This window comes from Vibrio sp. 10N.222.48.A3 (assembly GCF_041475345.1).
GTDB classification, from domain to species: domain Bacteria; phylum Pseudomonadota; class Gammaproteobacteria; order Enterobacterales; family Vibrionaceae; genus Vibrio; species Vibrio tasmaniensis_A.
Genome location: NZ_JBFRVX010000519.1, coordinates 1 through 5,345, shown reverse-complemented (window position 1 = coordinate 5,345; position 5,345 = coordinate 1). Strand labels below are relative to the sequence as shown.

General features: G+C 46.2%; 6 protein-coding genes. 1 reads left to right on the top strand and 5 read right to left on the bottom strand.

The window, feature by feature from the left end; all coding sequences use genetic code 11:
* From AB4653_RS15100 to AB4653_RS15080, 5 genes are all read right to left on the bottom strand, one after another.
* Window positions 1–1,348 (bottom strand): VWA domain-containing protein (locus AB4653_RS15100; RefSeq protein WP_372090901.1); only part of this gene is annotated, 1,348 nt, incomplete at its 3' end.
* Window positions 1,341–2,333, bottom strand: a complete 993-nt coding sequence (locus tag AB4653_RS15095) for a VWA domain-containing protein (protein WP_009845815.1) — start codon at window positions 2,331–2,333, stop codon at window positions 1,341–1,343. The genes AB4653_RS15095 and AB4653_RS15100, both read right to left, overlap by 8 nt.
* Window positions 2,326–2,811, bottom strand: a complete 486-nt coding sequence (locus AB4653_RS15090; protein ID WP_009845814.1) for a DUF4381 domain-containing protein — start codon at window positions 2,809–2,811, stop codon at window positions 2,326–2,328. The genes AB4653_RS15095 and AB4653_RS15090 overlap by 8 nt, the downstream gene beginning before the upstream one ends.
* Window positions 2,808–3,734 carry a DUF58 domain-containing protein gene (locus AB4653_RS15085; RefSeq protein ID WP_009845813.1) on the bottom strand — a complete coding sequence of 309 codons (927 nt, stop codon included), beginning with the start codon at window positions 3,732–3,734 and terminating at the stop codon, window positions 2,808–2,810. The genes AB4653_RS15090 and AB4653_RS15085 overlap by 4 nt, the downstream gene beginning before the upstream one ends.
* A 10-nt stretch (window positions 3,735–3,744) precedes the next feature.
* Window positions 3,745–4,701 (bottom strand): MoxR family ATPase, encoded by a 957-nt coding sequence (locus AB4653_RS15080; protein WP_009845812.1) that lies wholly within the window; start codon window positions 4,699–4,701, stop codon window positions 3,745–3,747.
* A gap of 463 nt (window positions 4,702–5,164) precedes the next feature.
* Here AB4653_RS15080 and AB4653_RS15075 point away from each other — a divergent pair.
* Window positions 5,165–5,345 (top strand): hypothetical protein (locus tag AB4653_RS15075; RefSeq protein ID WP_372104625.1); only part of this gene is annotated, 181 nt, incomplete at its 3' end.

Sequence of the window (5,345 nt, the reverse complement as noted above, 5' to 3'; positions counted from 1 at the left end):
GTTGCTGTTGCTGTTGCTTCCGAGCCTGTTCGACAATCTCTAGATTCTTCTTCGCGTAAGCATGTTCTGGGTTACTTTCGAGAATACGTTGATACTCTTTTATCGCTTGGTCGTACTTACCTTGCTTTGCTTGTGCATTGGCGAGGTTGTAGCGAGCATCTTCGCCAGAAAGACCTTGTAGCGTCTGTTCGGCCGCTTCGAAATCACCGGCTTTGTATTGCGCGATGCCTTTCCATTCTTGTTGTTCGAACTGTTCTGCGGCTTGTTGAAAGTCCTCATCTTGATACAACTGATAACCCACTTGGTCATCGGTTTTCCAAGGATTTGCAAACGCAGTATTCGGTTGGCTGAACGAGACAAATACAGCTAGACCACACCAAATGACCCCTTTTCGAAATAGCCCAAGTGCAGGAAGTAACAGAAACGGCAATAACCAGAAACCGTTGTTCACTCTGGTGTTGAGTGAGTTATTGGTTTTAGTCACTTCTGATGTTGTCGCAACTCGGTCGAGGTAACTTGCGATGTGTTCAACGTCTGAGTTATCCAATTGCAATTCAGTGAATGTGCCGCCAGAGCGACGAGTCAGGTCGCGCATATTGTCTACGTTGGTTTTCGCAACCACGGTTTGTCCTGAGTCGGTCTGTAACATCGAACCGGTAGGTAACGAGATCGGCGCGCCGCTTTCCGTACCTACAGCCAAGACTGATAACGTCCAATTACTACCAGAGAGTAGCGAGTCGATATCTTTCTTCTCTTGACCATCAATATCATCAGCAATCAGTACTAGATCGCCTTGGTAGATATGAGCATGAGTCATCATCTCAATCGCAAGCTTAACTGCCGATGCTGCATTGCCGCCTTGGAAGGGCATGATATCTGGTGATAGGTTGGGTACGAGGTTCTTGATGGTGTTGATGTCAGACGTTAGCGGACTGATGGTGTAAGCATCTCCGGCGTATGCCACCATTCCCGTTAGGCCTTCTTTCCAGAGTGATAGTAGATCCAAAGCCTTGTATCGCGCCTGTGTTAAACGGTTCGGCTTAATATCAGTGGCATACATAGACATCGACATATCCATGATCACAACTCGCGCCTGTGTTTTTTCAAAGCTTGGTTGTTCATTTTTTTCAAAGCTTGGACCGGCCAATGCGATGACACCGACCAACCACCAAACACCGAAATAAGTGCTGCGGTTTTTCGAGGGTTTGTTCGATTCAGGAGCCAAATAACGGGCGATGTGTGACGCTAATAACCCTTGCTTGGATTGTCTCTTGCTAAGCCACCAAATTGCGGGCAGCACGGCAAGAGCCAAGAACCAATATGGGTAGATAAAAGTAAAGTTAGACATTGTTTCTCCTAATGGCTAACAGCATAAATGCAAAGAACATGGCCGCAGACAGAGGCCAGACAAACCACTCTTGTTGTGGTCGCCAGATCTTAGTGGCATTCGTCACGGGCTCTAACTGGTTGATGGTGTCGTAAATCGTTGCCAGCTCTTTGCTGTCTCGCGCTCGGAAGTACTGACCGCCAGTACGTTTGGCGATTTCCATTAGAGTACGTTCATCCAAGTCTTGAGCAGTATTGACCTTACGAGTCATGAAGAACTCTTTGACCATCATTTCACCCGCACCGACACCCACGGTGTAAATTGTGGCGTTGTATTTCTTTGCAATATCCGCCGCTTCAAGTGGATCTAATACGCCCGCGGTATTACTGCCGTCACTGAGTAGAATCATTACACGCTGAGGAGCGTCGCTGTCGACAAAGGTTTTGGTGGCAAGGCCGATACCATCACCGATCGCAGTTTGAGTACCAATCAGCTTTAGCACTGCTTGATTGAGCTGTTGTGAAAGCGTGTCTCTATCTAACGTCAGTGGCGTCTGCAAGTAGGCGTGATCAGCAAATAGCACCAATCCAACTCGGTCGCCTTTTCGTCGCTCAATAAAGTCACTCAATACATGTTTCACCGCAGATAAGCGGTCAATGTATTCGCCATTAAACTGCATGTCTTCTTGGCTCATTGAGTAGGAGAGGTCGACAACCAACATCAAATCACGGTGTTTCGGCTGAAACTCAACCGGTTCACCGTACCAAACAGGGCGTGCCATGGCCGTTACCAATAAAAGCCAGATGATGACCGATAACGCCTTGGGTAAGCGACTGCTCGGTGTTTTGGTATTGCTGTCCTCGGGCAAAAACGGAAGCCTTAGAGCGCTGCTTGATTCTGATTTTGGTGAGAATAGGTAAATAAGGAGCGGCAGTGGTACTAGGATAAACATCCACCACCAAACAAACTCCACATCGAGTAAACCCATATTTAGAAAATCATTCATAACGACCTCGCTTTGGAGGAAGGGCTTTACGAAGCCAGATTTCGCAGTCGTTAACCAATTGCTGTTGAGCCTTTTTCTGTTCGTCGGTCATTAAGGTTGCATCTTGGTAGAGCGCTTGTTGCCATTGCGATTGTTTTGCGGCGAACAAAGGTTTTGCCAATTGCGCATCTAAGAACGTCAACCAATCATCACCAGATAAGCCTGCCACTTTTTCGCGTGGGAAATAGCTTAGTGCTGCCTGACGAACGATGTCTTGAGCTGCACTCGGAGACAAGGTATTTGAAGGCTGACTATCACGAAAGCAAGCAAGTGCTTCGTTCTTCGCGTATTGGTTCTTTTGTCTTTTGTTTACAATGAAAAATACTAAGGCGATCAGAACAATGGCCGTGATAATGATTAACCACCAACCCCATGCCAAAGGCCACCATGACGGTGCGCTTGGCGTAATAATAGGGCTCAAGTCGAGAGGTTGATTCATGACTGAACTCCTGATACTTGGCTCATTAACGATTGCGCACAAGACAATGAACTGTATGGGATCGCCAAAGAAAGGCTCATTTGCATAAGCTGTTGTTGCTTCTGATCAAATGCGTGACTGAGCTTTTCCTTTTCCTTGCTTGATGAAAAGTTAAACCATTGCGTTTTATTGCCGTCGGTGATCTGTTTTGAACCTTTGAAAGCAGTGACACCTTGCTCTAATGGATCGTAAAAATGCACCAAGCGAACCCGATTATGTCGACGTATTTGATTGATAAGTGAGTAATTACTTTCGCTATAACGAACAAAATCACTGAGCATAATGATATCGCTGCCTTTCGGGCAAAGCTGATGAAGAGACTTCAGCCCATGCTCTAAGGTTGTGTTGCTGTGATTGTTTGGGTTAGTCAGCGCTGCGTTATTGATTTCTATGACTTTTTGTAAAATACGCAGCGGAGCGTGGTTGCTAGCACTGGGTTTAATCTCAATGATCTCTTGGCCAGTATCGATCACTGCACCAATACGGTCTTTTTGAGCGACGGTTAACCAGCAAAGTTGGCTGGCAAAGTGTGCGAGTTGAACCGATTTAAGCAACAAGGTTGAGCCGAAAATCATACTGCTCGACAGATCTAAGAACAAAATCACAGGCTGTTCTCTTTCTTCAGAAAACAGTTTGGTGTGCGCCTTGCCTGTTCTCGCCGTGACGCGCCAATCAATGCTGCGGATATCGTCGCCCGCCTGATATTGACGAACCTCAGAGAAATTCATCCCGCGACCTTTACGATTGCTTTCGTGCTGGCCGTTAAGTTGCGACCACAGGCTCTTGGCTGGAGGCAACCAGCGAACAGACTGCGCTTTGTATTGCAGCAGTTCGTCCAGGCTTAACGTGACACCGTCACTATGGTTGGGTAATTGATTCTTCATGCGCGTATCCCTATGCGCTACCAACCAACGAGAGAAGGTGTGCGATCACTTGGTTTGCAGTGACCCCTTCGGCTTGTGCGTGGTAGCTACGAAGCAGGCGGTGACGCAGTACAGGGAATGCCATCGCTTGAACATCTTGTGGAGTAACATAGTCGCGGCCAGCAAGCCAAGCGTGAGCGCGGGCACAACGGTCTAACGCGATGGTTGCACGCGGGCTAACACCCATGTCTAACCATTGATCAAGCTGGTCGCTGTATTGCTTAGGTTGGCGCGTCGCCATTACCAGTCTGATGATGTACTGCTCAATGGTGTCTGCCATATGAATGTTGAGTACTTCTTGGCGGGCTTCAAAGATCGTTTGCTGAGATATCTCTTGTGGCTGAACAGATTCGTTGCCTTGAGCTTCGCCTCTGTTTAGGCGCAAAATCTCCAGCTCACTTTCCATGTCTGGATAAGCCACTTCTAAATGCAGCAAGAAACGGTCTAATTGAGCTTCTGGTAGCGGGTAAGTGCCTTCTTGCTCAATTGGGTTTTGCGTTGCCATTACCAAAAACAAATCGGGTAAGGCATAGGTTTTTCGTCCCGCCGTCACCTGCTTCTCAGCCATCGCTTCTAGCATTGCGGCTTGCACTTTCGCCGGAGCACGGTTGATCTCATCCGCCAGAATAAGCGAGTTGAAAATCGGGCCCGATTGGAAGGTGAATTCTCCCGTTTCTGGACGAAATATATCGGTACCCGTTAAATCAGCAGGTAACAAATCTGGCGTGAATTGAATGCGGTGGAAGTCTCCCTCGACACAGTCAGCCAATGATTTTACTGCGCGAGTTTTTGCTAGCCCGGGAGGCCCTTCAACGAGGATATGACCATCGGCCAAAAGGGCTATCATCAGCTGCTTAACAAGCTCTTTTTGACCAATGATTTGAGACTCTAAATAGTTTTGAAGGACTTCGAAATTTGTTTTGTGCATTTTGGACTCTCTGGGTATCCATTTGATTTTTATTTTGAGTATTGGTCACTGATTACTAGGAAAAAGTTCCAGTACGTTTGTGGAATTTATTTTTTCAAAATTGGAATTATTTACAAGCGGTTAACGAGAAAAAACCACTAAGCCATGGTTTGTACCATATCAATCGCTTTTTATATATCAAAGCTTCAGAGGCCTGTCGTTCAGTGAGCTTCGGGGAATCTCATTGTCCAGATAATTAAAATGAATGGTTACGTCTCACTGCATTAGTCTTGCTGATGGTTTTCTCTATAGAAGAATGGTTGCTTTGTTTCACCATGCTTACAAATTTTTGCGAAATACCTCTCTAGTTTGATGGGGGTTAGCCGATATATGGTGGAGAGAGTGCACTACTGGTTTAAGTGCACCAAAAAAAATCCTGTTCAGGATGTATAAATAACGAGCGATTCTTTTTAAAGGTCCAAATATGTTGAAAACTAACTCTCTGAGTATTAAACAAAAAGTTGTACTTGGAATTACCTTCGCAGTTCTTGCATCAACGGTGATTGTCGGTGCGATGGCACAAAAGCAAGCAAGAGATGTTTTGAGTCATCGATTAGTCGATATTGAGCTTCCGGGAATGTTAGAGCGAATTAATGGTGAAATTG

Excerpts from the sequence above, each read along its gene's own strand:
- AB4653_RS15095 (WP_009845815.1), bottom strand. The coding sequence starts at position 2,333 with ATGAATGATTTTCTAAATATGGGTTTACTCGATGTGGAGTTTGTTTGG.
- AB4653_RS15085 (WP_009845813.1), bottom strand. The coding sequence starts at position 3,734 with ATGAAGAATCAATTACCCAACCATAGTGACGGTGTCACGTTAAGCCTG.
- AB4653_RS15090 (WP_009845814.1), bottom strand. The coding sequence starts at position 2,811 with ATGAATCAACCTCTCGACTTGAGCCCTATTATTACGCCAAGCGCACCG.
- AB4653_RS15080 (WP_009845812.1), bottom strand. The coding sequence starts at position 4,701 with ATGCACAAAACAAATTTCGAAGTCCTTCAAAACTATTTAGAGTCTCAA.